Source organism: Lachnoclostridium sp. An118, assembly GCF_002160985.1.
Classification (GTDB): domain Bacteria; phylum Bacillota; class Clostridia; order Lachnospirales; family Lachnospiraceae; genus Claveliimonas; species Claveliimonas stercoravium.
Genome location: NZ_NFLQ01000008.1, coordinates 91,875 through 115,208, shown reverse-complemented (window position 1 = coordinate 115,208; position 23,334 = coordinate 91,875). Strand labels below are relative to the sequence as shown.

20 protein-coding genes, 1 tRNA gene and 1 pseudogene are annotated in these 23,334 nt (G+C 49.4%); 4 read left to right on the top strand and 18 right to left on the bottom strand.

The features are described 5' to 3' along the window. Positions 1–15: 15 nt before the first annotated feature. The 8 genes from B5E62_RS08920 to arcC all read right to left on the bottom strand — a co-directional run bounded on the left by B5E62_RS08920 (position 16) and on the right by arcC (position 6,127). Positions 16–1,266 (bottom strand): threonine/serine ThrE exporter family protein, encoded by a 1,251-nt coding sequence (locus tag B5E62_RS08920; protein ID WP_330398078.1) that lies wholly within the window; start codon positions 1,264–1,266, stop codon positions 16–18. After that, a complete protein-coding gene (gene nrdR, locus B5E62_RS08915; protein WP_087174248.1) occupies positions 1,259–1,720 on the bottom strand; it encodes a transcriptional regulator NrdR in 462 nt (153 codons plus the stop codon). Before nrdR ends, B5E62_RS08920 begins: the two co-directional genes overlap by 8 nt. A 69-nt stretch (positions 1,721–1,789) precedes the next feature. After that, positions 1,790–2,044: a PRC-barrel domain-containing protein gene (locus tag B5E62_RS08910; protein ID WP_087174247.1), complete on the bottom strand. Its 255-nt coding sequence runs from the start codon at positions 2,042–2,044 to the stop codon at positions 1,790–1,792. 86 nt (positions 2,045–2,130) lie between these two features. Beyond that, positions 2,131–3,348 (bottom strand): ABC transporter permease, encoded by a 1,218-nt coding sequence (locus B5E62_RS08905; protein WP_087174246.1) that lies wholly within the window; start codon positions 3,346–3,348, stop codon positions 2,131–2,133. Further along, positions 3,349–4,122 carry an ABC transporter ATP-binding protein gene (locus tag B5E62_RS08900; RefSeq protein ID WP_087174245.1) on the bottom strand — a complete coding sequence of 258 codons (774 nt, stop codon included), beginning with the start codon at positions 4,120–4,122 and terminating at the stop codon, positions 3,349–3,351. It abuts the gene before it with no gap. Positions 4,123–4,283: 161 nt separating this feature from the next. After that, positions 4,284–4,733: a hypothetical protein gene (locus tag B5E62_RS08895; RefSeq protein ID WP_087174244.1), complete on the bottom strand. Its 450-nt coding sequence runs from the start codon at positions 4,731–4,733 to the stop codon at positions 4,284–4,286. 1 nt (position 4,734) lies between these two features. Next, positions 4,735–4,947, bottom strand: a complete 213-nt coding sequence (locus tag B5E62_RS08890; RefSeq protein ID WP_087174243.1) for a helix-turn-helix transcriptional regulator — start codon at positions 4,945–4,947, stop codon at positions 4,735–4,737. Between the two features lie 250 nt (positions 4,948–5,197). Next, complete coding sequence (gene arcC, locus B5E62_RS08885) at positions 5,198–6,127, bottom strand: carbamate kinase (RefSeq protein WP_087174242.1); 930 nt, start codon at positions 6,125–6,127, stop codon at positions 5,198–5,200. Positions 6,128–6,324: 197 nt separating this feature from the next. Here arcC and B5E62_RS08880 point away from each other — a divergent pair. Further along, positions 6,325–6,397 (top strand) — tRNA-Ala (locus tag B5E62_RS08880). 140 nt (positions 6,398–6,537) lie between these two features. Further along, positions 6,538–6,825, top strand: a complete 288-nt coding sequence (locus B5E62_RS08875) for a phage holin family protein (RefSeq protein ID WP_087174241.1) — start codon at positions 6,538–6,540, stop codon at positions 6,823–6,825. Here the strand turns inward: B5E62_RS08875 and B5E62_RS08870 are convergent. Continuing rightward, the gene (locus B5E62_RS08870; protein ID WP_087174240.1) at positions 6,806–7,696 is read right to left on the bottom strand and encodes a LysR family transcriptional regulator; all 891 of its coding nucleotides are present in this window, start codon (positions 7,694–7,696) and stop codon (positions 6,806–6,808) included. The genes B5E62_RS08875 and B5E62_RS08870 overlap by 20 nt on opposite strands. 184 nt (positions 7,697–7,880) lie before the next feature. Here B5E62_RS08870 and B5E62_RS08865 point away from each other — a divergent pair, with 184 nt between their 5' ends. Further along, positions 7,881–8,567, top strand: coding sequence for a YoaK family protein (locus tag B5E62_RS08865; RefSeq protein ID WP_087174239.1), 687 nt, complete (start codon positions 7,881–7,883; stop codon positions 8,565–8,567). 29 nt (positions 8,568–8,596) lie between these two features. On the opposite strand, the gene B5E62_RS08860 is transcribed toward B5E62_RS08865, so the two are convergent. The 3 genes from B5E62_RS08860 to B5E62_RS08850 form a co-directional block, all read right to left on the bottom strand. Then, on the bottom strand, positions 8,597–10,141 hold the full coding sequence (locus tag B5E62_RS08860; RefSeq protein WP_087174238.1) for a TM1812 family CRISPR-associated protein: 1,545 nt from the start codon (positions 10,139–10,141) through the stop codon (positions 8,597–8,599). Between the two features lie 383 nt (positions 10,142–10,524). Next, a complete protein-coding gene (locus B5E62_RS08855) occupies positions 10,525–11,643 on the bottom strand; it encodes a hypothetical protein (RefSeq protein WP_087174237.1) in 1,119 nt (372 codons plus the stop codon). A 13-nt stretch (positions 11,644–11,656) separates the two neighbouring features. Then, positions 11,657–12,364, bottom strand: a complete 708-nt coding sequence (locus B5E62_RS08850; protein ID WP_087174236.1) for a hypothetical protein — start codon at positions 12,362–12,364, stop codon at positions 11,657–11,659. A gap of 181 nt (positions 12,365–12,545) precedes the next feature. Here B5E62_RS08850 and B5E62_RS08845 point away from each other — a divergent pair, with 181 nt between their 5' ends. Beyond that, positions 12,546–13,652 (top strand): WYL domain-containing protein, encoded by a 1,107-nt coding sequence (locus B5E62_RS08845; RefSeq protein ID WP_087174235.1) that lies wholly within the window; start codon positions 12,546–12,548, stop codon positions 13,650–13,652. 1,193 nt (positions 13,653–14,845) lie between these two features. Here B5E62_RS08845 and B5E62_RS08840 read toward each other — a convergent pair. The 6 genes and pseudogenes from B5E62_RS08840 to B5E62_RS08820 all read right to left on the bottom strand — a co-directional run bounded on the left by B5E62_RS08840 (position 14,846) and on the right by B5E62_RS08820 (position 23,334). After that, a complete protein-coding gene (locus B5E62_RS08840) occupies positions 14,846–16,588 on the bottom strand; it encodes a CRISPR-associated primase-polymerase type A1 (RefSeq protein WP_275532582.1) in 1,743 nt (580 codons plus the stop codon). Positions 16,589–16,885: 297 nt separating this feature from the next. Then, a pseudogene (locus B5E62_RS17405) lies at positions 16,886–17,395 on the bottom strand (reverse transcriptase domain-containing protein); the annotation flags it as partial. Between the two features lie 13 nt (positions 17,396–17,408). Continuing rightward, the gene (gene cas2, locus B5E62_RS08835) at positions 17,409–17,696 is read right to left on the bottom strand and encodes a CRISPR-associated endonuclease Cas2 (RefSeq protein ID WP_087174233.1); all 288 of its coding nucleotides are present in this window, start codon (positions 17,694–17,696) and stop codon (positions 17,409–17,411) included. Further along, on the bottom strand, positions 17,674–18,678 hold the full coding sequence (cas1, locus tag B5E62_RS08830; protein WP_087174232.1) for a CRISPR-associated endonuclease Cas1: 1,005 nt from the start codon (positions 18,676–18,678) through the stop codon (positions 17,674–17,676). The genes cas2 and cas1 overlap by 23 nt, the downstream gene beginning before the upstream one ends. Continuing rightward, on the bottom strand, positions 18,669–20,237 hold the full coding sequence (locus B5E62_RS08825) for a TIGR02710 family CRISPR-associated CARF protein (RefSeq protein WP_087174231.1): 1,569 nt from the start codon (positions 20,235–20,237) through the stop codon (positions 18,669–18,671). Before B5E62_RS08825 ends, cas1 begins: the two co-directional genes overlap by 10 nt. A 766-nt stretch (positions 20,238–21,003) precedes the next feature. Continuing rightward, positions 21,004–23,334 (bottom strand): TIGR03986 family type III CRISPR-associated RAMP protein, encoded by a 2,331-nt coding sequence (locus B5E62_RS08820; RefSeq protein ID WP_162610287.1) that lies wholly within the window; start codon positions 23,332–23,334, stop codon positions 21,004–21,006.

The window sequence follows — 23,334 nt, the reverse complement described above, 5'->3', positions numbered from 1 at the left end:
TTATTTCTCACCGGGCTAGATGATATTTTCTCCCCGGAATCCCTCCCGCTTCACCGCATAGAGGACACACCGGGACACTACATCCACGATCAGGAAGCCCAGAGCGATACCGAGGCACGTCTCCAGAAGCACGCCGGTCTCCTGCCCCGCCATGGCTCTGTCCCCACTCACCCAGCCGTACATCATATAGTAGAGATTAGGTCCGGGGATCAGCGGAAAGGCCGATGCTGTCAGGAATATCGTGGCAGGCGCCTTGTTGACCCTGGCCATGATAAAGGCAAATGCCGCTACAAAGACAGCTCCCGCCATGGTAGCCACGAAGTTGCTGGGCCAGAATGCATATACCAGGCAGTAGATGGCCCAGGTGAAAAAGGCCCCGATTCCGGAGAAGAGCACCTGCTTTCCCTGGATCTTAAACCACATGGCAAATCCCACACAGGCCACCGTGCAGGACGCGAGCTGGATGGGCACGCTGTGGTTCAGCGTGAATCCGTCGTAGGCTCCTTCTCCGAGAAGCTGCATGGCAATGGCGATGCCAAAGGCAATACCTGCCGCTCCCAGGACAGAGTTCATGATATTGATAAGTCCGGAGAGGAAATCTCTCTGCAGGATTTCCCGTATCCCGTTGGTGGTGCTCAGGGCACTGATGAGCAGCATGACGATACCTATCATGATCCTGTCCGGATGGGTCCCGATGCCCAGGAAATCCATGCCGATGATGACCGTCTCTGACAGAAAGGCAAGGATAAGATTGTAGATGAGGAGATTATCCTCCCTCTTCCCAAGCCAGTCACCCACAAACACGATCATCAGGGACACAAGTACTGCCACCACGGCATCTGTCAGCCCGCAGCCGAAGAAGACAGCAAACCCGGTCCCTCCCATGACACCCGCCAGATAGGTGACCCACAGGGGCTGCTGCTTCCGGGCCATGACCTCCAGATACCTCCTGTGCAGCTCCCGGGCATCCGGCGTGTGGGCGCACACATATCTGGCCAGATCATTCATATAATCCAGTCGGTCATAGTTGATGCCTGTGGACTCGATATGCCGGATCTGAGTCAGGATCTCTCCCTCCGGCGTCTCCACCGTGATCTGGATATTGCTGGGTATGACGAACACGTCATAGCGCTTGAATCCGTAGCTCTTACACATCCGGTACATGGTGTCGTCCAGCCTGAAATTTTCCGCCCCGCTGCAGAGCATGGCTTCGCCAATATCGAGTATGCCTTCCAAAATACGCTGATAGTCCATTGTCTTATGCATTTCCCCTGTCCAGTATTTTCTTTATCTCGTCCATAAAGGTGTTTACATCCTTAAATTCCCTGTACACGGATGCGAAGCGGACGTAGGCCACCTCATCCAGCCTTTTCAGCTCATCCATGACGATCTCACCGATCGTGCTGCTGGGGATTTCCTTTTCCTCCAGGCTGAATATCTTTGTCTCTACTCTGTCGATACACTTCTGTATCTCAGCCGCGGACACAGGTCTTTTGTAGCACGCCCGCAGGATGCCCGTCTCTATCTTTCCGCGGTTGTACTGTTCTCTGTTGTTGTCCTTCTTTATGATGATCAGCGGGATAGTCTCTACCTTTTCATAGGTGGTAAACCGCTTTCCGCAGACATCGCAGGAGCGCCTTCTGCGGATGGAATTACCGTCATCTGCCGGTCTGGAGTCGATGACTCTTGTGTCCGGATGGTTGCAATATGGGCATTTCATCTTGGTCTTCCGTCCTTTCTTCACATATTAAGACAAGTATATATCCCGCTGGCCGGAATTGTCAATTTATTACTTTTTCCTGTGTCCTTTTTCTTCGTGTACCTCTACCAGGATGATATCCGGACCGATTTTCCGGATACACGCAAAGGGAATGACGTACTCACCGGCATCCCCGAACCAGCCGCACAGGAACCCTCCCCTGGGCACGATCACCGACTCGATACAGCCTGTACATTCATCAAATACCAGGTCTGCCACATAGCCCAGCTTCCGGCAGTCGCAGGCATTGATCACTTCCTTCTGCTGAAAATCACAGAGCCTCATGCTGTCACCTCCCCTTTCATCTTATGCAGACGGAAGGAGATCCGTGACGGCACGAGGCCCTTTCCACTTTCGCTTTCTGTTCTGTTTTACAGCGCCATGACCTTCTCGTTATTGAAGGCTCTGGCAATGAGCACTGTCAGGATGCCTCCCAGCGCCAGGGTCTCTACAAGGGTGACCAGGTACTGGGATATGGTCAGGTCATGACTCAGGATAGCCTGGAGGGCAATGGCACTGTTATAGAATGGAATATAGTAATCCCACGGGCTTCCGTCTCCCATGCGGAACATCGTCAGGAGCCCCGCTACCAGCACGACCATATACACAGGCATGATATAGCTGCTGGCTTCCTTGGTGGTCTTCGCAAAGACGGAGATCAGCGCCACCACGGCGGAGTACAGGAAGGCGAGCGCCACGAGAAGCAGCCCCAGCATCACGATCTGGTCCGCCTTCAGGCTCAGGTTCAGCGCCTCGTCCATGCCTGTCATGGAGTCCATCATAAAGGGCGTACATACGACCATGCCGGCCACATAGATGATGGAGGAAATGCCTGACACCACCATCAGTGCAAACACCTTTCCAAGCACGATGGCGGACCGTTTCACCGGCGCCACGAGAAGACTGGCCATAGTGCCACGCTCCTTTTCTCCCGCGATCATATCCGTGCCTATCCCCATGGCTCCGGCAAAGAGGAGGATCGTGATAAAGTAGGGGAGCATCATGCCCAGCGCCTGACCGCTGGCCTTCTCATCGTCCTGGATCACCATCTCGTCATTGTCAGAATTGACCGTAAATACCGTGATGGCATCCGGGTTGCCCACCCGCCCTGCCAGCAGGGTCTGGCGGTAGGATTCCAGCATGCCCACGGAGATTTCCTGGTATGCCTGGGACGAATAATTCTCAGAGGGATTGTAGTAGGTCTTGACCTGCGGAACCTGGTCCCCCTCCTGGAATCCGGCAACCAGTTCGTCGAAATCCGCAGGGAACTCTATGAGCAGGTCCGCCTCCCCGTTCAGGATCTGGTCCTCTGCCTTTGCCCTGTCACTGTCAGAGGCCACGGTCCTGACGTCATACTCCATTCCCGATGACGCGAGGAAGGCCTCAAAGCTGTCCGGCTCGTTCTGCATCCAGACAATAGGTGTATGCTCTTCTATATCTGACTGCATCTGTCCTGCCAGGCTGTTTATGATCGTGAGCAGGACCACCATGATGATGACCGGGAGAAGGAAGACGGAGAAGACCATCTTTTTATCCCTCAGTATCCTGGACATCTCTTTTCCGAATATCTGTCTGATGCCGTTTAACATTTACAGTTCCCCCTTTCTGGCCGAGTAGAGCTGGAAGAACGCGTCCTCCAGGTCGTTTGTGCATGTCTGTGCGAGCAGCTCATCCAGAGTGCCCTCCGCCACCTTCTGTCCGTCAATGATGATGCCGATACGGTCGCAGAGCTTCTGGGCCTCGGACATGATATGGGTGGAGACAATGACCAGCTTTCCCTCATCCCGCAGCTTCTTCAGATAGTCTGTCACACTCCTCGCAGTGATGATATCCAGCCCGTTGGTGGGCTCGTCAAAGATAACGATATCCGGGTCATGTACAAGGCTGACCGCGATGGCCGCCTTCTGCTTCATGCCAGTGGACAGCTCCCGTATCTTCTTGTGGGCGAACTCACTGATGCCAAAATAGTCAAACAGCTCCTCCCTGCGCCTCCGCAGCACATCCTCCGGCACTCTGTGAAGGCGGCCAAAGAAGCGGAACATATAGTCCGGGTCAAACTGGTCATCCAGCTTGATGTCACTTGTGAGAAACCCGATGCAGTTCCGCACTTCTTCAGGCTCCCTCTGCACCTCGTGCCCATCCACGTAAATCTCTCCGCCGGTAGGCCTGATGATCGTGGAAACACAGCGCAGGGTCGTTGTCTTGCCCGCTCCATTGGGACCTAAAAGTCCATAGATTTCACCTTTTTTCGCTGTCAGGCTCAGGTGGTCCACAGCCGTCTTCTTCGGATTTTTCGTGTGGGACTCAGCCATCTGTTTTTTGTTCAGTCTGTACACCTTGGTCAGGTCTCTGATCTCGATCATAACCTCTGCTTCCTTTCTCCCCTCATGGGATGATCTATTTTTGTTCTCTCAGACGTCTGTACTATTACTTTAGTACAATAATATATCTCCCCCCGGAAATTTGTCAATACCTTTTGTTTGAAATTTTACACGATCTTGGGTTCCAACCGCCCCGGCCCGTGTCACATCGTCCTGTGAAACCACAGCTTCGCCCCCAGACCTGCCAGGCTGACAAAAAACACAGCTCCGATCAGTGCCGCAAACACGGTCATGCTGAAAAATCCGGCCGCAATGGCTGCTGTCAGGAGGCCGAACAGGCTGATGACGTAAGCCGCACGGCCCGACTCCCTCTGGATAGTCTGCAGCCGCTCGTCATGCTCCTTGATGTAGAGCGCCCGCAGCCGTTTCTCATCCCGCAGAGCCCGGACATTTACCACGATCCCGCAGACAGCGATGGCAGCCCAGGCAAAGAACAGGCCGCCCTGAAAGCCTCTCATAAAGCTGGCCTCATGCTCATCTACTCCCAGCCGCATGGCGCTGACGCAGCAGATCACGATGACCATGCAGGAAAAAATGATACCCACCGTCATCCAGATGATCTGCCTTTTTAGCTTTGCTCTGTAGTCCTTCATCTCACATCTCCTCCTTATCCACTTCTGAAAAATCAAACACATCCTCAATGGTCACACCGAAATATCTGGCAATCCTGTGGGCCAGCACAAGGGAAGCCGTGTACTTCTCCTTCTCCAGCGAAATGATCGTCTGCCGGGTGACTCCCACCGCCAGGGCAAGCTCCTCCTGCGAAAGCTTGTATTTCCGGCGCAGTTCCTGGATCCGGGTCTTCATAGGCTTGACATTCCTTTCACGATCGTATAGTTTGCTTTACATTTTTAGTATAGTCAGCTTTACAAAAAATGTCAAGCAAGTTTTACATTTATTCATTCCGGACGTAATACTTTTCAAAAGTATTACGTTACCTGTTATATTTTTCACACACCCCTCAAAAAACCCCGGCCGTGGTCTCCCACGGCCGGGGCTTTTCTCTTGTATACAGCTTCTGCATTTCCGCCATCCCTGGCCTGCCGACACAGGGCGCCTAGCGGATAATGGTACCGGTCTTTCCTCTGAGTCCGTCCTTCAGCTTGTCAAAGGAGGTGATCAGGGCGCTTCTTCCCTCTCTCTTCTCAATGAACTCCACAGATGCCTTGAACTTTGGCAGCATATTGTACACGCCGAAGTGGCCCTCCTCCATATACCGCTTTGCCTCGGCAAGGGAAATTTCTCCCAGCTCGGATTCCTGGGGCGTGTTCATATTGATGTGGACTTTCTCCACGCTCGTGAGGATGATCAGCTCATCTGCGTCAATAGCCTCTGCCATCTTGCCGGCTGCCAGGTCTTTCTCGATCACTGCACTGGCCCCTTTCAGCCGGTGGTCCTGCTCCATCACAGGGATACCGCCGCCGCCGCAGGCGATGACCACCTGGTCCGCATTGATGAGCGCCTTGATAGCGTCAATCTCCACAATGCCCACCGGATTGGGAGCTGAAACGACACGGCGGAAGCCCTTCCCAGGCTCCTCGATCACATAATTACCCTTCCTGCGCTCCTCGTTCGCCTCCTCGGCTGTCATGTAGCGCCCAAGAACCTTGGTGGGTGTGTAGAAGGCTTCATCGTAAGGATCCACAGTCACCTGTGTCAGTATGGTGCTGACCGTGCGGTAAATCCCCCTGTTCAGGAGCGCCTCCCGGATCGCATTCTGCAGGTCGTATCCGATATACCCCTGGCTCATGGCTGAACACACAGACATAGGAGCCGGTGTATAGTCCTGATGTACTTTGCCGAATTCATTCATAGCCGTGTGGATCATTCCCACCTGGGGGGCATTGCTGTGGGTGATGGCCACCTGATACCCCTCCTCAATAAGGTCAGCAATAGATACTGCCGTCCTCTTCACGGCCTCCTTCTGCTCCGGAAGTGTGATCCCCAGCGCTCTGTGTCCCAATGCAACAACTACTCTTTTTTTCATCGCTCTTTCTCCTTTACGCCTCTATGACTTCTAAGACCTCTGTTTTGTCTGTCTTTTGTAGTAAATATAAAGAAATTATATTATTTTTTCTCAGAAAATGCAATGGATTTTACACACTGATCACGGTCTTTAACTCAGAAGGATCCTGCCATAAATTCATCTTGATTTCTTCACCTGAAGTGGTATAATTTCCTTATGGGGCATTAGCGCAGTTGGGAGCGCGCCACATTCGCATTGTGGAGGCCACGGGTTCGAATCCCGTATGCTCCATATCAGACAGGAGCTTCCGGCATTCAGCCGGAAGCTCTTTTTTATCTTCACAGCCCTCCTCACCTCCCGGGCTCCAGCCGCATAGGATAAAGGGACAGCACCACACAGCTGTCAGAAAACGAACCGCGGAGGACAGTCCTATGGAACAGATCGTTCAGTATATCAAGCCAGAGCTGCTCATTGTGGCAGTCATCCTGTATTTCATCGGCGTCTGGCTCAAGCAGGCGCAGACCGTAAACGACAAGTATATCCCTCTCATCCTGGGTGCGCTCGGCATCGCTCTGTGCGCTGTCTGGGTCCTGGCCACCTGCCCCTTCCACACCGGTCCGGAGATAGCAATGGCCGTGTTCACCGCCATTGTCCAGGGCGTGCTGGTGGCAGGCCTTTCCACCTACGTCAACCAGATCATCAAGCAGGCAGGAAAGTAGAGGAGACAAAGTCCCAGAAAGCCCCGGCGGCCTGGGGGAGCATCTGATATCTGCGCTTCACCATGTACAGCCGGGACTCCTTCCTGGGCTCCACGATGGTCTTGTACACGATGCCCTCTCCCCCTGTAAAATACCGGGCTGACCCGGGGCAGATGGCGATCCCCATGCCCCGCTCCACCATGGGCAGCATGGAGGCGGATGAATTATAATAGCAGAGGATCTCCCTTTCCTGGGCAATCTCGTTGAACCAGTGGTTGATCTCCTCCTGGAGGGAGGCCCGGACAGGGACCATCAGCGTCTCACCGCCGAGCCGTTCCAGCCGCACCTCATCCCCCGCCTCCCCGGCCAGAGGATGGTTCCGGCTCATGGCCGCCACCCAGGGCTCGCTCCGGAGGAAAATCTGCTCACACTGCTCCATGTAGACCGGCGCCCTCACGATGCCCACATCCGCAAGCCCCCTCTCCAGCTTGTCCCGGACCTCGTCGCTGTTTCCGCACCATATCTGGAAGTGCACCCGGGGATACTCCCTGTGAAAGGCCTCCACCATCTCCGACAGGAGGCCGATGCCAAAGGACTCCACAGCCGCCACGGAGACAAGCCCGTGGACGCTGCTGCCCAGCCGTCCCAGCTGCTCCTGGGTCTTCTCCATGAGCTCGATGATCTCCTCCGCCTGCTGCTTGAGAAACCTTCCCTCCTCAGTCAGCCGTATCTTCTTTTTCCCTCTCAGGAACAAAGTGACTCCCAGCTCCTCCTCCAGGAGCCGGATCTGCCTGCTCAGCGGCGGCTGGGCAATGCACAGCTTTTTCGCCGCCTGGGTGATATTTCCCTCCTGTACTACCGCAAGGAAATACCTCAGTGATTTAATGTCCACACAGCTCTCCTCCTCGCCTTACCGGCGCACATCTTCTGTACAGCGAGCGCCGTTTATCATACTTTTATTATATATTTCATCATATATTATATGTATTTTTATATGTCTTCGCAATATGCTATAATACACAAGGCGGCCGTTTGTGCCCCGATTTTGGATATTTTTGATAAGATGGTGAAGACAAATGGAAAATAAGAAAAAATATGAGATTCCCCTCCACTATATGATGGCATTCGTGGGAGGATTTTTCGGCGTATATACGATCCTGAGCTTCTGTGACCTGTTCGGGAACGCCCAGACTGCCAATATGATCTACTTTATGACTGACCTCCTCGGCCACGATTTTGCGGACGCCTTCCTCCGGCTGGGCGGCGTGCTCCTCTTTATGGCTGCCATCGCCCTGACAGTCTGGCTTCCCCGCCACAGCTCCATCAATCTTCAGGTGGCCAGCATTTTCCTGGACGGCGCCGCGGCGGTCATAGCCGGACTTTTCCCGGCGGACATCCACCCGGTCCTGGCTCTCTACCCCTTCTTCTTTGCCACTGCCTTCCAGTGGAACAGCTTCAAGGGGGCAAAGGGTTTTGCCAGCTCCACTTTATTTTCCACAAACAACCTGAAGCAGTTCACCATGGCTGTCACGGAGGTCTTCCTGAATAAAGATAAAACCCACATGGTAAAGGCAAAGTTCTTTGGCTGTACTCTGCTCTTTTTCCATGTGGGTGTGGCCTGCTCCTTTGCCGCCAGGACGCTCATCGGTCCCAGGAGCATCTTCTGCGCCCTGCTGCCCCTTTGCATCGCCCTGTACACAGTGTGCCTGGCAAATGAGTGGCTTCCTCTGGCTGTGACAGAGGGCGCGGGGGAGAGAGGATAGAGAAGACTTTCCTCTCTCCCTGTGAAAAATCAGCTCAGATCTACAATTTTCCTCCGGGTCTCTTCCGGAACCTGGTCGGCCAGCTTTGTCCAGTCATCTAAAAATTGTCTGATCCTCTCTTCAACATTAACCCTCGTATCTTCATTCCAAGTAGAATCCTTCTCTAATGCTCTCTCCTTCATATAACAGAAAAAGCCGTCCGGATCATGTCTTCCATCCGCAGCATGATTGATCTGATTTCGAAGCCTGCAAATATCTTTATAGTCCTCCCACAGAAGTCCCACTTCTTTTCGATGCTTACTATTCAGTCCAAATTTCAATTTCAGCAATTTCTTTGAATCCCAAAAAAACTTCTGCTTATAATTATAAAAAAAATAGTCCTTGAGCAGATAATGATTCAGATCCTTCATCCGGTATCTTTCTTTCTCAGGCAGCTCCTTGTAAATCTCTTCGCATTTCTCCAAAAATTTCTCCCTGTCTTCATCTGTAGTAAGATAATACAAAAGACCTGACCGCACGAATTCGCATGGCATTTTCGCCTCAAGGATCGTCAGCGCCTGCTGAAGGAACTGCTTATCCAGGCACCAGAGGATCTGTGCCACATAGCGGTACTTCGACGTGAGCAAGGGTTTATAATCGTCAAATATATCCTCATAAACCACATCCATCTCAGTGATCGTATCCGGATTTTCAAATTCTTTTTCCAGCTGCTCTATTTTCTGGACGGCACTGTCAAATCCATCGCCGCTGCATCTGCTGATCGCAAGGGATGCTTCCTGGATCGCCTCCACCAGCTTCTTTTCCTTCGTATCACCGCTGCCGCTTTCCCTGAAGTATTCTTCCAGCTTGTCGCCCCTGCCATACCGGGCAAATATATCCATGGCCGAAATCAGCTCATAGGTTCGGTACTCCCTGCTAGCATCCCGGATTGTATGGAGCGGCTTTTCTCGTTTCGGCTCAAAATCATTGGCAAAACGCCCCTGAATGATCACATTCTGCCTTCCCAGAAGCTCCGCGATCGCATTCATCTGAGAGACCGCATTTCTGTCGCCTCCCTGCATGTCCATATACAGATGGATCCTTTTCCCGCGCTCTGATCCCCGGATCGCCTTCGCCGCCTCCCAGAAAAACACTGAGTTATCCAAGTCGATCGTGATAATATCCGGAAGACCTTCTTCGTATATGCTCCAGTCGCAGGATGACTCCTTCAGGTTCTCCAGTTCGTCTGCCACTTCAATTCCCACTTCCTCATGTCTGCCCAGATAGTTGCAGATCCGTTTTGCAAAAAGTGATGTGGCAGTTTCCTGTTTCCAGTTCTCCGGTTTTTCCTCACGCACCTTTGAGCTTTCCAGGATCACGATCCGATCCAGCTTTTCCCCTCTGGTAGCCAGCATATACAGCACACATTTTGTATGAGGCTCCATCTGAGACAAACTTTTAAAATATAAGGTCTCTGCGCCGTCCTCTATTTTATATGTATTGATTTTGGGCTGACGCGGCAGAGTACTCATCGCCAGAAGCAGCACATTCTCATCCTGTTCTCCCATTGATTTCACTTTTCTCAATTCATCCATACCGGTCCTCCTGATTACTTATATGTTTTTTATTGCTTTAATTCCAGCCATATCTATTTTTCTATGCGGAATATTCCGGCAAAAATGCCCTCAACGGGCTCTCTTTTTTCCACTTCCATTGATTCCGCTTGAACCTGCAACCCCTGTTGAGTGTCAACGCCCTGAACGGGCTCCTTCCATTTCTACAGTCCCCTCCTGAACCCCGCATAAACACTGGCTTTCCAGGATCATTTTTGCAGGTATTTGCCAGAAAATTCTGACATCAATTGACTTCCGGACATTTTCTGGTATGTTTACAATTTGTTCATATTTACAGCCCTTATACCTCTATCTGTATCAATATTATACCTGAACTCTGTTACAAATAAAAGTCTTTCGTTTGATCACCTCCTTTCCTCTCCCCTGACCATGTCAAAATACTGGCCAAAGATAAATTCCTCCTTCACGCTCCGTATAAACTTCCGGTCCGTGATCAGTCTGTATACAGTGACAGCAAATCCGCCTATATCAAGGAGACGGATATCCCTGGTCACAGCTGTCGCCACCAGATTGGATCCCATTGCGATGGCATTAGAATACGAGACAATATTCCGGGTTCTGACTTCATAGAACTTTGCCTCCCATCCCTGCAGATTGCCTCCGTACAGTCTGTGGGCTGTCGCTATCAGGAAATTGATCAGAGCCGCACCGGCAGCCTGCTTCCCGACGGCAAGGACATTGGCCATATGTAATCCATAGCTTCCTAATCTCCCGGCCAGCTCGGAATTGAGCACAGGGATTACGGGAAGCGGCAGACTGTTCTTTGTGTACAGATCAGAGTGCAGATGGATGATTTCCTTGGCGAGAGAAGCCGCAACTATAGCTTTCCCCTCATACCCCTCATACAGCGCTTTGTTGATGGTCTTCCCTATTACAAGCTCAGTCCTTGCCTTACTGCGGAAGTAATCCACATTCTGCGCGTTTGTATAGATATGGTAGGATGCAAGGGAGGACGTGGTAAGGGTAGACGTAGCTATGTTCGCCGTCCCGAAAATCAGACCCAGAAGGGGATCATGGCCGATCGCAGTCACGCGGTGTCCCATTTTCCCGCCCCCTTTTAAAGCTCCGTCTGCACCGACCATGGCGTCAAAGGGCACAGGATTTGTTATAATCTCCGCCAGGGAAGGATTATAGAGCCTGTGATGACGGTCGGAATGTTCCTCCAGATGCCCGGGCGTGCGCTTTGCCGCAGTCTTATCATCCATGATCTTCGGAAATCTCGTAAGCAGATACTGGCGCATCACCTGCAGTCCCACCGCGATGAACAGGAACGCAATATCCTCGTCTGTGAGCCTGGTCTTCTCCTTGAACTGCTGGTCCAGATCATCCAGTATTTCTCTCGTATGGATGGCCACGTGATAGAGTTTTCTTGTCTCTTCAAGTCCGCACTTTGCCTCCGCAGCGTCCTGATCCATATCAGCAAGAAGCACTTTCCTTTTTTCCACTAATTCTTCATATCTCATTTTCTTTCCCTCCCTATCTCAATAATATGCCGAGTTCGACTACCTCTGCTTTAGCCCTGGCCATCTCATCCAGCAGCTCCTGGCAAAGCTCCACATACCGCTTCATGTTTCTGTCAGCCTTTTCAGCAACTGCTGTCAGCCGCTGTCTCAGCTCTGCCACCCTTGCCTCGTATTCCTCCCTCGCCTTGCTGTAGGCAGCCTGCTCCGCCTCAAGAAGCTTATGCCTCTTGTATGCGTATACAAGATCCAGAACCGCAAGGGACGCCCCTGGTCCTCCGGTAAAGCGGCTTCCGACACAGCATTTCTTCACCTCGCAGACAGGTATGTCATACTTGTCCGCAACGCGATCTGCCTTCTTGTCCAGCTCGGCCTGAAGAGACTCCTTTTCCCGGGTCAGATGCTCCAGCTGCACGAAAAGTCTTTCTGTTCCGCTGGCAGCCTGCTCCCTGATTTCCCCGAGAAATTTCACCGCGGCATCGTACTCCTTCTCAAGGTACTTGATGGCAGATTTATATTCTTCTGCCGCCTTGGTACAGCCTCTCTTCCTTCCCTCCGTCTCCACATCTGTCAGGACTGTCTCGATCTTCTCGAAGACAGACGGGCCCCTGTCAATTCCTAAAAGGTCAGCAACCGTGTCTGTGACAGACTCCGCGACAACTTCTCTTACGATAGTTCCCAGAATAGAAGTTGGTACCACCTGATCAAATACAAACCATAACATAACTCATTCCTCCTTAAATCTGTTGTTCTTTCCTTGTTTCTAATGTCATTATACAGGAGCAATACGAAACAAAACAGTTGTACATTTAACTTTCTTTTTTGTTACTGTTTTCTCATTTTATTTGATTATTTTCTTTTATTTTGTTACTATATAGGTAACAAATTAAAGGAGCAAACAGACTATGGGATTTGAATTATACTCAGAAGAGCAGCGGGTCCGGATAACCTTAAGCCAGAAAGCCTTTCTTATAATAAATGAAGATATGGAGAGGTTTCACATTTCCAGTCGTTCGACTTTTATGAACACTGTTTTTCACAATTTCTATCCGTCTGCCAGGTCGTCTCCCACACTGTATATGGATGATCAGAAAGCAAAGCTGCAGCATATCGCCTCCACCGATCTCAGCTGTTCTGACAGCCCGGAACACATCAGCAGCCTTGGCAATGACGAAGTCAGGGAAAAGGTTGTAAAGCACTTCCTGCTCTATGAAGAGAAACACCTGCTGGATGACCTGCGCTCTCAGATGAAAACAAAAGGAAGATATGGAGAAACCAGCAGAATTTACCGGATCAATACAGAAAATCTGAGATATCTGCTGAGCGAAGAATGTGAAGAAGCAGAATACTATCAGGACCGTCCCGGGCTCTATCTCAAATGCATCCTTGAAGAATATGCCGCTTTGCCTTATATAAAACGCGAACATATATTTTTCAAAAGCAAATACGATATCGTATCCCAGGCTCTGAGGGAGGAGAAGCTGTTGAAGATCACAACCGGCCGCAAAACCTATAAGGTCTGGCCCTTTTCACTGGAAGCAGACGCTCTATCCACAAGGGAATATCTGACCGGACTTTCTCAGGATATTAAGAGCCCTGATGCTCGAAAATCCTGTGCATCCTTTCGGATCCCTAACGCAAAAGATATTAAGCTTCTCCGTCAGAGCGGGAAGCTTACACAGGCGGAACGAGAGCTTCTCAAAGAAGCCATTTCCAGCAGAACCGTACAGTTTTTATTCGGTGAAGAGGAGGAAATCCATGTTCGATTAACAGAGGAGGGCGTTCACAAATATAATTCTCAGATTTATATGAGACCTGCATATGTCGAAAAGCTGGCTGATAAAAATGAATACATCTTCCGCTGCACGCTCAGACAGGCTGAATACTATTTTTTCAAATTTGGTAAAGACGCCGAAATCCTCTCTCCTGACCGGCTTCGCAGTCATTTTCAAACATTATACAAAGACGCACTGGCCGTTTACTCTTCTGAAGATGCAGAAGCTTTAACCTGAACGTAGAAAATGGACTCCATATTTACATTACTAAAAAACGAGACATTCCATACTAACGTGTGTGGAGTGTCTCGTTTTTTTGGCATTTCTCCTTTATATGTCCTAAGCGGGCTTCTTTCATTTCTACAGGAAAAGAGAATGAGAAAAGAAGAAATCAGAGAAGTGTGTCAACGCCCTAAATGGGCTCTCTTCATTTCTACAAAATATATTTCAGTATAATACTTTAATAAACCATATAGTGTCAACGCCCTAAACGGGCTCTCTTCATTTCTACTGCTCATGAAACCTATGACATTTGCACCTAAATTAGAAATGTGGTGCAGAATCTCAAACCTTAGTGTGTCAACGCCCTAAACGGGCTCTCTTCATTTCTACTTAGAGGAAATGTTTGACGGAAAATTAAAGAAGTATGTGTCAACGCCCTAAACGGGCTCTCTTCATTTCTACATTAAAAACAGCACCGTTTGACACTTTAGGAAATGTGTCAACGCCCTAAACGGGCTCTCTTCATTTCTACGATGTAGTAACCGACGCGGTAAATATGATGCTATTTGGGTGTCAACGCCCTAAACGGGCTCCTTCCATTTCTACAGATGCTTTTGTGAAGATGGCTGGGCAATTAGTCATGTGTCAACGCCCTAAACGGGCTCCTTCCATTTCTACTCAGCAGATGATGCACTGAATGCTATAAAAGGGATGTGTCAACGCCCTAAACGGGCTCCTTCCATTTCTACGTTTATGCGGTTTATGACGCACAGATGAAGATCTATGTTGTGTCAACGCCCTAAACGGGCTCCTTCCATTTCTACAGTACCCTCCTGAACCCCGCATAAACACTGGCTTCCCAGGCTCATTTTTGCAGGTATTTGCCAGAAAATTCTGACATCAACTGATTTTCGGACATTTTATGGCATGTTTACAATTTGTTCATATTTTCGACTCTTACACATCGTATCCCCACAAATATTATACCTAAAACCTTTTGCAAAGAAAAGTCTTTTGTCCGGATGTTTGTCCTGATGGCCACTCAGCTGATAGTCGCTCATGTTTTGTTTTCAGTCATTTTCCTTTACAGATCTAACAGCTACTGCGCCAGAGAGGATATACTCCCTGGCGCAGTAGCTGCCTTTAAATGTCTGTAATATTTCAGCCATACAGGTTGGGCTTGATCTTTTTGATATTGTCATTCCTTCCTATAATTCAATCAGCCATTCATACCCATCCCCCTGCTTCCTTCTCACCAACATACCCATCTCAATCTCCAGACAGTCAATGCCCGCGCTGTCAAATATCCTCTGAAGCTCCGTCTCCACCTTGTGAATGGATTTATCCAGTCCTCTTCTCTGCTTCTTAAGCTCAACTATTTTCTGCGCAAGCTTTTCTGTCTGCTTGTGGATATTGATCTCTTCGTAGATTTTTTCTTCTTTGGTTCTTGATACTGTCCTGCTTACAGGTACCGTGATCTCCGTCTGGTCCTCCCCGCTGTTTTTTATCGCATGGAGAACAGGCGACGGATAACAATTCTTTGTTCTTTTGAAATTACAGCTGCATCCATATTCAGCGGTGATCAGCTTATACTGCTCTCTCAGCTTCACACAGCTGATCGGCTTTTCCGGCAGCTTGTCGATAAACCTTTGAGTGATATCAAACTGGTAATTCATAGTAAATCCCATGACCGTATGCAGGAACTCTTTCCCCTCGTCGCCCATATGTCCAAATACGTACAGCACTGACAGTCGCTCGGAGTGGGCCAGGTAGCCGGTGGTCGCTGCCTTTTGGCAGAGATAGCGCATAAGACTGCATTTTTCCAGCACGATCCTGACGGCTTCAGGAAGCGGGCCGAAGCGCTCGAGATTTTGGTCCGCCACCTTTAGCTCCGGCTGTCCTGGCTGTCCTTTTACATCCATCGTATACATGCCCAGTATTTTCCTGACGGCAGCAAGAGAATATTTGGCAATTCCCGAGAGGAACTCCTTGTAGTCAACCACCGGGGACATGCCTTCATCCAGAAAGAAGCTCTGCTGTCCGGTACGGATATGTATTCCCAGCGGCAGCTTGATCCTCTGCCCGCACTTTCCCTGTCTCACCCTTATATTATTGGGGAAAATCTCCAGGAGGATATCTTCCTCCTCTTCCTCAAGCTCCTTCTGCACGCAGTCAGTAAACTGGTTAATGTACCGCACAGGAATCCACTCCGTAAAGAACACCCAGACATGATATCCTCTGAATCCTGTATCCTCCACATAGCCTGTCAGCCCTATCCTCCTGAGTACTTTGCATAACTGTCGGGCAAAGCCGGCCGCTTTTTGCTTGTATGCTGTGAATTCAGCGCTTCCATAGCTGTACTGCAGCAGTATCCTTTTAGAAATATCAATGTCAAAGACTGTGTATTTTGCTGTACTGTTTGGCCGCTGGACATAAGACTCTACTGTCATCTCTCCCGCCAGATGTCGCCTGATCACTTCTTCCGTAAGGGGCTCCATCACCTGTTCCGCAATCCTCTTTCCTCCCGGGCCAGGCATCTCTACCGCATAGGTATCTTCTCTCCCTGCAAAGAGCTCCATGTATTCCTGTATATCCATTTTCGCCTTGCTATTGTCTGTTAAATTCGTCATATCCAGGGCTTTTCTGTCGTCCGCCCAGGAGTCCACAGATGATTTCTGTGAATACCTGACCTTCATCTCCCAAAAACAGGATGCCTTTTCATATTCGCCCATATCCGTGTACAGCTGCATAATGTCCGCACAGAGCTCATCGGAGGGCTCTGTCAGAAGTCTCTCATAACATTTTGCCAGTTCTCCGGAAAATCTTACATACTTTTGGTCATGCTCCTTATCCGTCCCCGATTTCCCCGGCTCCTCCGGAACCTGATAAAACTGCTCATATTCTCTCAGCGCAAAGCTAAGCTTCTCTCTTCCGATCCAGTAATCCGCCATATATTTTGCGATATCCTTATAGTAATTAACCTGTGCAAATCTCTGTTCCTCTATTTTTTCACGTATCTCCTTCTCTTTGTTTTGAACCATGGAGAGAATAATCACATATTCAATCATACTGTCCGGTTTCCTCTCGCCGCGATAGTACTGCTCCCATCCTCCAAGGATTTCCTGGCCTTTCTTTATTTTTTTATCCAGTTCAAGTCCGGACGTAAGCCACATAGTCTCCAGCCGTGATGTCAGTGAAGACACTGCTTTTGCAGGCACAGCTTTTCCATTGACAGTAAAGCGATAACCGAGATACGTAAATCCCTCTCTCCCGAGACGCTGGAGTCTGGTCTTGCTTTCTTTTAGCTCCAGCCCCATTTTCCCAAGATAAAGTCTGGAATATTCAAAGAGCCGACCTGCATTTTCTTCGCTGGACTCCAGGGCGAGAATATCGTCAGAATAACGTATATAAAAGCTGCTCCTCTTTTCCATTTCCCTGTCATAATCCATAAGATAAATGTTCGACAGCAGCGGCGCACAGGAAGACCCCTGGTAAATTCCAATCTGATTCTCACTGAGATCTCCTGTGTTTTCATCTAGTACCTTTGCTTTTAAAATTGCTTTCACCACTTCCAGCACATCGTTTTCCCTGATTTGTCTGCTTAGTATACGAAGCAGCTCCTCATGTGGGATATGGTCAAAGAAAGCGGAGATATCCATCTGAAGAACCCACAGATCATCCCGTCCCTTTGTCTTCTCTTCGATGACGTTTATGGCTTCCAGCGCCGACTGCCCAGGCCGGTATGCATAGGTGCTCGATGAGAAGAGAGGCTCATATCACGATCACAGGCGCTGTCGCTTGCTCTGTCATGGAAGCGACCTGCCCTATTGTAAGGATCTTATCCTCACAATTTCCGCATATAGAATAAAAGCGTATACTCCCCTCCTTTGCGCCTGCCATCAGCTCCAGCAATTTTCCATACAGCTCTTTATACTTCTTTTCTGTCAGCCTGCACTCAAATACGCTGTACTGTATCCGTATTCCATAGCCTTCCAGTATTTTGGCCGCTTTGCCTCGCAGACGGTCCGAAGAAATGTCATAGCTTACCACGTACATCATGCACCCCCAGTCTGAACGGGATATACCGAACGTCTTTCTGAATACACTGCTTTAAAAGTCCGACCTGCCTGCGTATGGCGCCCCGAAATCCAGACGCATTTTCACCTCCTGCTTTTCCGGACATCCACTTCTCATATTCCGCACAGAATTTCCGAAAGCCCTCTGTGTTCAGAATTACTCTGTCCTCCTCCATATCAAAATCATACTTTGAGAGCATCCTCTTATTGAAAAGCTTCAAGGTCATACGGTCAATGACCGGCTGGCGAAATTCCTCAATAATATCCAGAGCAAGCGATTTTCGACCATAACGTATGCCGTGAAGCAGACCCAGGTACGGTTCAAATGACTCCGCCTCCAGAGCAGCACAGATTTCCTTTGTGAGGAACGTATATCCCAGACTGATGATCACATTGACCGGATCCCTGGGCGGGCGCCGATTCCTTCCGTGAAACTCAAATTCACAGCAGAGCATATGGCCAAATGCGCGAAAATAAATGTTACTGCACATTCCCTCTATGCCCAGCAATTCATTTGCCGTCTCTGCAGAACAGACCTTCTCTTTCATTTTGCGGATCCGGACAGCATCTTCCTTCCACTCCGGATACCCCTCCCAGCGATGACTGCGGAGCATTTCAAGCTGGTTCTCTATTTTATTCGCCACAATGTCTTTCGCAAACTCCAGCCTCTTTATCTCATTGTTGTAAAGCTCATATTGGGAAAATCGTAAGAATATATTTTTTGAAGATTCTGCCGCGGTCTGGCCCAGATACTGACCGCCGTACGTATAATGGCTGATGTCAATGCCTTGCTGAAGAAGAAAATGAAGTGCCTGTGCGGTAATCTGCACATTGCCCATGAGAGCAATCCCCTCTATATTTGAAACCGGAAATTCCATGAGAGGCTGCGAATTCTTGCTCACCGCGATCCGTCCGCCCTTTTTCTGAACAAAGCTTCCCTGCTCTTTAATGTAGATCACCGCCATGGCTCCGCCTCCTCCATACGCACATAATTCTTCGAGTGCAGCGGATCCAGCCACTCCATATCCCGGGAATAGCTGTCAAAGTCAATCTTCTCAACCTCGCAGAACTCCCTGAATATTTCAAGCACAAAGCCTCTGAATTTCAGAAAATCCTCTTCCGATACCGGCCCCAGCCCATGTGCGAAAATACTGTTGTTCCGCAAATACACCATGGAGCGGACACTCCTGAGCTTATCAATTGGCTGTCCGGCTCTCGCCTCCGATATCTCGTCATTCAGCGCCAGAAGAAGGATAAAGCCCTCCAGAAGTGATATCTGATCCAGAAGATAGCGATTGACATTTCTCTTGAAAAGCTGCCGCCTGATATCGTACACCGTCTTCTCCAGCAACCGCTTTCTTTCATCGGCGTCTTTTCCCTCCATCTCGGGGCAGCGCTCCGTATTATAAATAATGTCCCTGTAATTCATCTGAGAAATATAAAGGTTGTAGACAGCCAGTCGTCTCTGCTCTATCATTTCCAGAAGCCTGTACAGCAGCAATGTAGCCATATCGTACTTCTTCTGCTTTCTCCGGATTTCAGCGTTTTCATACATCGTAAACATAAGCGGGACAATATATTCTGTTCCCCTTAAAATGTCCATATTCTTCTTTTCTTTCAGCAAACCGGACAACTCATCAAGCTGCTTCAGCACTGCCTCCTGTCTCTTCAGCGCCGGCAGGAAATCCATCATAAGGAAGTCAGGGTTGAGCCGGGAATCCCGCTCCAAATCCTTTGTCAATGAACACATCGCCTTGTAAGCCTGCGGAAACTCCAGCGCATCCCAATATTCATAAACCATTGCAAGATCATGTACAAATGAAAGCTGCTGCCTGATATCGGGGGCGGGCACTGTTTCCTTCAGCTCTCTCAGCTTTTCTCTGGCTCCCGCATAATTATATTTGTCGAACAGCTCTAACGCCTTCTCTATCTCCAGGTCTCCAAATATCTCTATTGGATTGGAAATATAGTACAGTCTCTCTGAGCCCGGCTCCGGCTTCCTGAAATCTGTGAGATACTGCTCAGATCCGATATAAACAAGCTGAACCTTGATAACCGAGCCCGCCATCGCAGCTGCTGCGGACATGGCCTTTGTGCCGCCTGTAAAGTCGATGTACAGCTTGTCCGGACGATTCCACTTTAAATACGCGGCTTTGATTTCCCTGTAGACATCCAGCGGGTCCGTCTCATTGACCTGTCTTTTGGAATAGCGCACCGGATCCAGCTGGCAGTATTTCGCTATCTTGTTCAAGACACTCTCCGTTGTCTCTGTATAGAGAAAAAGAATCCGCCTGGGCTGCAATAATTGGATATCCAGCACAAGCGGTTCGTATGACGTCCCCACGGACATGATCAAATATTCAACTTTCTCATAGACCTTTTCGCTATTGTTTGCTACAAATTCTTCTTCGATAAGCTTCATGAGCTTTGTCTCATAAAAATTATCAGCCTTTTCCCTCTGCTTTACGGTCTTTCGCTCTAATCCCTTCCACTTCTCTGTCATAGTAATCAGTTCCTGTTTCATATATTACCTCCTTAGAATAATGATTATGCATTGCTTTCATCCTGCGCCTCCTCTCCGCTCTGCATGCTGTGAAGAGCTGGCAATACAACGCCCTGGACGGGCTCTTCTCATTTCTACGGTCCTAGCTGCAACTAGAACCTTACATAAAGGGGTGTGTCAACGCCCTAAACGGGCTTCTTTCATTTCTACGGGGCAGTATTGCGACTGATAGAGGCGTACAGATTGGTGTCAACGCCCTAAACGGGCTTCTTTCATTTCTACGGAAACAGTAGAGGAACCCGTTGAGGTTGCTCCTGTGTGTCAACGCCCTAAACGGGCTTCTTTCATTTCTACGGAAACAGTAGAGGAACCCGTTGAGGTTGCTCCTGTGTGTCAACGCCCTAAACGGGCTTCTTTCATTTCTACTGAGTAAAACTATGAAAAAACGTTATCCTGAAAAAACGTGTCAACGCCCTAAACGGGCTTCTTTCATTTCTACAGTACCCTTCTAAAACCCGCATAAACACTGGCTTCCCGGGCTCATTTTTGCAGGTATTTATCAGAATATTCTGATATCAACTGTTTTTCCAACATTTTTTGGCATGTTTACAATTTGTTCATATTTGCAGTTGCTTTTGCGCTGCCTCCTTACAGGTATTATACCTCTTCGCTTTCCGGAAAGTCAGCTCCCCTTTTGTTTCTTTACGCACATTTCAATGCCTTGTATGATGGTTTGCCGGCAGGCCAGAAATGGCCTGCTGCCAAACCACATACATCTATAGCTGCACTATCGCTTCAGGTTAAAAATCCCATCTTTAAACTTCACTGCTTCCACCTCATCACCCGGCTTCAGAAATATTTTCTTCTTTGCAGTAATAATATTACTTTTCTTGTTTAGAGCCGGTTCACTCAGAACTTCTATATCATACTCATAGAAATATTCATTTCTTGCCGGTCGGCTCTGAGAGGTAATCCGCACTCTATAGGTTTTCTTTGGCTCCCATGCAGTACGATCCTTTTCCTTCTTCCTGTTGTCATTTCTGCCTTTATCCGGCTTTTTTTCACTCACCGCCTGAGGATCAGACGGAAGCCAGGGCACCTCGCCTCCATCCAGTGTGGGCAGGCTGGTTTTTACCTCCATCTGAATTCTGGCCGCCGCAACTCCTCCTGGGTCCACAAAGCCAACTTGTCTTGTCTTTTTATCATACTTATGATACACCTTATTCTTCATAAACCATTGGAAGCCCTCTTCGTCCTCCTTATCGCCTGTTCTCGGATAGTGGATGCATGCCATCTCCTCGGCCCTGAGGTATCTTGTGATCAGCTCAAAGGGCTTCTCCGTCCTGGTATCCATTCCAAGCTCCTCAAAGGTACTTTGATGGATCTTTTCCAGATCATCCATGTGCGTGCAGTGATAGCCCTTCTCGTCAAACATGCGGATTGAGACGTCCCGTGCATTATCTATAGACAGCTCCACGCTTCCAAGGCCGAGCGGCTTACCGGTTCCCAGCTTGTACCCGTGTTTTCCATCGGACGTATACATCAGGATATAGAGCAGCTGATCCAGCTGTCTTTTACTGATACCATCAAAATATATGGTTCCTGTAAATTCCACTCCCGGGCGGACTGTCCTCACTGTTCTGTTAAGAGCCGTCTTCTTCCCACAGTCTCTCACCGGGGTCAAATTATTCCAGTAAAACTTTCTGCCTGATATCTGAGGCTGGTACGACTTGACAATGACCTGGTTGTTCCTGTTTTTCACCGTGTAGTAGTCATAGGTCCAGAACCATACCTCTCCGTCCGGATCAATTGGCTTTGCTTCCGGTTTTTTGAGATAGAACTCTGTGTTTTCCGGGTGGGGAACCGCCAGCGGATCCAGCGTCAGCAGCTTTTTGTCATAGTATTCCCGACAATCTCTTTTCGCAGACGGGTGCAGATCCGAGAACCGGATCCTGCTGCCTTGCGCGACATCGGAATTCACAATACCAAAGAGCCGGCACGCGGGGCACAGCTTTCTCTCCCTGGAATTGCACCTTCTGTATTCATCTACCAGTGTATTTACTGTATTTTTATAGACCTCTCTCGTAATGCAGGCGGGAGAGAGCATGACATAGTCCGTGTCATCCAGCCTGGAATAATATACGGGAAGGCCGTCCGCTCTGCCTGCCATAAACTCCTTATAGGAGATCTCATACTCCCTGTAGGAATCCGGATCCTCCTTCATATACTGCTCCAGCACGAGGCGCAGCGTCTCCCTGCTTGCCGTGTTCAGGCGGAAAGAACTGTCTGTGTCGGGTGGTATATAGAACACATGGGCGCAGTGCTTTTCAGCCAGAAAGCAGTGCTCCACTTTGCTGTCCCTGTTTCCCGGACATTTTCCCCTCTGGCGCATCACGCATGAACCGCATTTACTGTTCTTGTTCGGCACGATCTCCGGGCTGTGCTTTTTCCCCTGGTTCCCCTTCAGGATATACCCTTCATGAGGATATTTCCCCGGCGTCTCCGAGATCTCCTCCACATCCGGTTTGGCAAAGGCATTGCCACTTTCCTTTTTAGCCAGCGAGAAGCTCACCTTCATACCGTCCCGTATCTGACAGGAAAGATGCTTTTTGTCGGAGAAATCCGACCGGTCCCTGTACAGAGCCTCCCCCTTTGGCCTGCCCCTTTTATCCAGCACATCATGCAGATAGATATGGCCGTGCTCCCACTTCAGCACTGCGGGCTTAAAATGCTCCACAGTCCTTTTCCCGATCCTCTTTTCTCCGTCCATCACAGGCAGGCAGGAATTGGTCAGTGTCTCGTAGATGCTCCGGAGCATCCCCCGGACCTCGCTTCCCGGAATGACAGGCTCAAAATACTGCCCGTCATACACCTTGTCCGGGTCGAGGATCTCATAGGAGAAAAAGTCATACAGCCCGTGCTCGTTTCTCGGATCATCCTCCTTGTCAGGAGTGTAGGAAAAGGCTTTGTTGCTGCTGGTGTTTGGTATAAAAAGGCTGGAGCGGGTGCGCAGCCTGTATGTGACAGAGCCGGTGTACTTTTGTCCCTCAGCCTCCTGCTGCCGCTGGGGCTTATCTGAGAGTGATATAAAATTATATGGATTTATGAACCTCTGCAT

Bases quoted from the DNA above. Each gene is read 5' to 3' on its own strand.
- B5E62_RS08860 (WP_087174238.1), bottom strand. From the start codon at position 10,141: ATGGATGAATTGAGAAAAGTGAAATCAATGGGAGAACAGGATGAGAAT.
- B5E62_RS08900 (WP_087174245.1), bottom strand. From the start codon at position 4,122: ATGATCGAGATCAGAGACCTGACCAAGGTGTACAGACTGAACAAAAAA.
- B5E62_RS08875 (WP_087174241.1), top strand. From the start codon at position 6,538: ATGGAACAGATCGTTCAGTATATCAAGCCAGAGCTGCTCATTGTGGCA.
- B5E62_RS08825 (WP_087174231.1), bottom strand. From the start codon at position 20,237: ATGAAACAGGAACTGATTACTATGACAGAGAAGTGGAAGGGATTAGAG.
- nrdR (WP_087174248.1), bottom strand. From the start codon at position 1,720: ATGAAATGCCCATATTGCAACCATCCGGACACAAGAGTCATCGACTCC.
- B5E62_RS08910 (WP_087174247.1), bottom strand. From the start codon at position 2,044: ATGAGGCTCTGTGATTTTCAGCAGAAGGAAGTGATCAATGCCTGCGAC.
- B5E62_RS08820 (WP_162610287.1), bottom strand. From the start codon at position 23,334: ATGCAGAGGTTCATAAATCCATATAATTTTATATCACTCTCAGATAAG.
- B5E62_RS08865 (WP_087174239.1), top strand. From the start codon at position 7,881: ATGGAAAATAAGAAAAAATATGAGATTCCCCTCCACTATATGATGGCA.
- B5E62_RS08895 (WP_087174244.1), bottom strand. From the start codon at position 4,733: ATGAAGGACTACAGAGCAAAGCTAAAAAGGCAGATCATCTGGATGACG.
- arcC (WP_087174242.1), bottom strand. From the start codon at position 6,127: ATGAAAAAAAGAGTAGTTGTTGCATTGGGACACAGAGCGCTGGGGATC.
- B5E62_RS08840 (WP_275532582.1), bottom strand. From the start codon at position 16,588: ATGGCGGATTACTGGATCGGAAGAGAGAAGCTTAGCTTTGCGCTGAGA.
- B5E62_RS08905 (WP_087174246.1), bottom strand. From the start codon at position 3,348: ATGTTAAACGGCATCAGACAGATATTCGGAAAAGAGATGTCCAGGATA.
- cas2 (WP_087174233.1), bottom strand. From the start codon at position 17,696: ATGATGTACGTGGTAAGCTATGACATTTCTTCGGACCGTCTGCGAGGC.
- cas1 (WP_087174232.1), bottom strand. From the start codon at position 18,678: ATGGCGGTGATCTACATTAAAGAGCAGGGAAGCTTTGTTCAGAAAAAG.
- B5E62_RS08845 (WP_087174235.1), top strand. From the start codon at position 12,546: ATGGGATTTGAATTATACTCAGAAGAGCAGCGGGTCCGGATAACCTTA.
- B5E62_RS08855 (WP_087174237.1), bottom strand. From the start codon at position 11,643: ATGAGATATGAAGAATTAGTGGAAAAAAGGAAAGTGCTTCTTGCTGAT.
- B5E62_RS08920 (WP_330398078.1), bottom strand. From the start codon at position 1,266: ATGCATAAGACAATGGACTATCAGCGTATTTTGGAAGGCATACTCGAT.
- B5E62_RS08850 (WP_087174236.1), bottom strand. From the start codon at position 12,364: ATGTTATGGTTTGTATTTGATCAGGTGGTACCAACTTCTATTCTGGGA.
- B5E62_RS08890 (WP_087174243.1), bottom strand. From the start codon at position 4,947: ATGAAGACCCGGATCCAGGAACTGCGCCGGAAATACAAGCTTTCGCAG.